General features: G+C 58.2%; 2 protein-coding genes and 1 pseudogene. 1 reads left to right on the top strand and 2 read right to left on the bottom strand.

Features of this window, described 5'->3' with window-relative positions:
• Positions 1 to 670, top strand: a 670-nt coding sequence (locus WB528_RS21820; protein WP_423890579.1) for a site-specific integrase, incomplete at its 5' end; no start/stop codon positions are given.
• A 590-nt stretch (positions 671 to 1,260) separates the two neighbouring features.
• On the opposite strand, the gene WB528_RS21815 is transcribed toward WB528_RS21820, so the two are convergent.
• The gene (locus WB528_RS21815) at positions 1,261 to 1,896 is read right to left on the bottom strand and encodes a NifU N-terminal domain-containing protein (RefSeq protein ID WP_423890577.1); all 636 of its coding nucleotides are present in this window, start codon (positions 1,894 to 1,896) and stop codon (positions 1,261 to 1,263) included.
• A gap of 55 nt (positions 1,897 to 1,951) precedes the next feature.
• Positions 1,952 to 2,117 (bottom strand): annotated as a pseudogene (locus tag WB528_RS21810) (DUF2249 domain-containing protein); the annotation flags it as partial.

Raw genomic sequence — 2,117 nt, 5'->3', positions numbered from 1 at the left:
CAATAGCTCATGGCGGTCCTATAAGATCGACGAGTTGAACAAGCTTTTTAATACGCCACTATTGCGCGATATGCCGACCGAACAGCGCATTCGCCCGGCTAAGTACACGTTTGAAAATGCGATGGCTTGGATTCCATTGGTCGCGCTCTTCAGCGGAATGCGGTCGAACGAGATTTGCCAGATGCGCGTTAGCGACGTTCAGCGCAAGGAAGGCATATGGGTGTTCAATGTGGGCGACGACAATACGGGGCAAAGCCTCAAGACGGAGGCGGCCACGCGCACCGTCCCGATACATAGCGAACTGGTACGCTGCGGCTCCGTCGATTACGTGCGAGCGCTACCGCGTGATGGCCAACTAATTCCAGCGCTGAAACCGGGCGGTCCTGACGGCAAGTACAACCATTATTTCGCCAAGCGATTTACAGAGTACCGGAGAAAATGCGGCATTACCGCTCCTCGCACGTCATTCCATTCGTTCCGCAAGAATGTGGCGCAAGCCCTCAAAGACAAACGCGCCACGGCCGCCGAAATAGCGGAGTTGATCGGCCACGAGCAGGGCTTCACGTTTTCGGTGTATGCCCCTATGCAGCTCCCCTTGAAGACGCTGAAAGAACTGATTGGCCGTATCCGCTATCCGGGCTTGCGCTTAAGCTACTTGCATGTCGGCTAGATTGTCCCGTACTTCTGCGGCGTCGACGACTCGTTTATTGTCAAACGGCGTTGGATCGGGACCCCTTATCGGCATCCAAAAGGGGCTCTTACTCATTTTCGATGAAGTTTGCTGGTGGCCTGTTGTACCTCAACAGGGAATCAGCGCCATGCGAGAAGCCAATGCCCTGGCGTCTTCGCTACATCCAGCTCTTCACCCGGAAGGCCGTCGACTTGCGCTACACCAATCATACGGCGCCTCCTCTGCGACAGCGCTCCTTACCAACAGCAATGCTTACCACGCGAGCATTGGGGTCAGCCGATGCAACAACGCATCAAAACGGCGCGCTGCGTCCGGTTCACTGCACCTCAAGGCCACGCACGCCTGTCCAGCGAGACGGCAAGCTGCCTCGACCTCGCCTGCGCCAGCCAACGCGGTAATGCTGGCCAGGGGAATCTCTGAAAGCCGTCTCGCGGGGACAGAAGAATCCGCCATGCTTCCCGCTTTCGAGGCGCGTTCGCTGGGCCGCAGTACCGCGAACGCGCCAGCGAGGTGGGGTGCCAACGCTGCTTTGAGAAAGTCGTCATTGGCTCTCATTTTTGTCTCCATCTTCACGTTATCCCGAGATGCGCTTTGGCCTCTGGACTCATCATTTCCGGCATCCATCGTGGCTCGTAGGTCAGCTTGACATTGACGGATGCGACGCCCGGCACACCGGTCACTTTGTCCCTGACGCCCTGACCCAAATAATTCGTCGCCGGGCATCCGGGCGTGGTTGTAGTCATGGTCACGCAGACCTCGCCGCCGGCTTCGACCGAGACGTCGTAGATCAACCCAAGGTCGGCGATGTTGTACCCCAGCTCCGGATCGATCACTTCGTGCAGCGCGCCTTTGATGACATCAACAAGCTCATTGCTCTGGGCTTGTTGCCCCGGGCTTGACGACTGGACGGTGGCTTCGGCTGTCGGCCGCACCGTCGGTGCGCCGGACATGAAGTGTTCCATGATCGCCCCGAAGATGACGGGTTTGAGGAGCTGCCACTCGCCGCGGCTTTTGGTGACGGCAATCGTATCCTCGCCAAAGGAGACTTTCGCTACCTCCGGGATTGCGAACAGCCGTTCCGCCAGTGGCGAAGCTGCGGCCAGGGCGCTGTCCTCAAATACGAGTTTGCCGTCAGCCAGGACTTGTTGGCCGGGCAGAAACTTCAGGGTTGCCGGATCTTGCGTCGATTCGGTTTGGATAAACATTGGTGTCCAACCTCACAGCGCCTGTTCAACTTCGACACCATCGATCAATCGCCGCTCATGCGGCAGCAGCCGTCTTGGCAGCACCGACTCGGATGAGAATCTTGTAAGTCTTGCCGTCAGGTTCGAAACCGCCGTGCCAATCATGGCCGCGCTTGGCGAGTTCGGGGAGCAGGAATGTCGGCTCACGGCACAGGAATGCTGAGAGAACCTCGCCGCCATTC

This window comes from Bradyrhizobium sp., assembly GCF_049586575.1.
Classification (GTDB): Bacteria; Pseudomonadota; Alphaproteobacteria; order Rhizobiales; family Xanthobacteraceae; genus Bradyrhizobium.
Note: the sequence above shows the minus strand (reverse complement) of the source record. Positions and strands in the feature narration are given on the sequence as shown.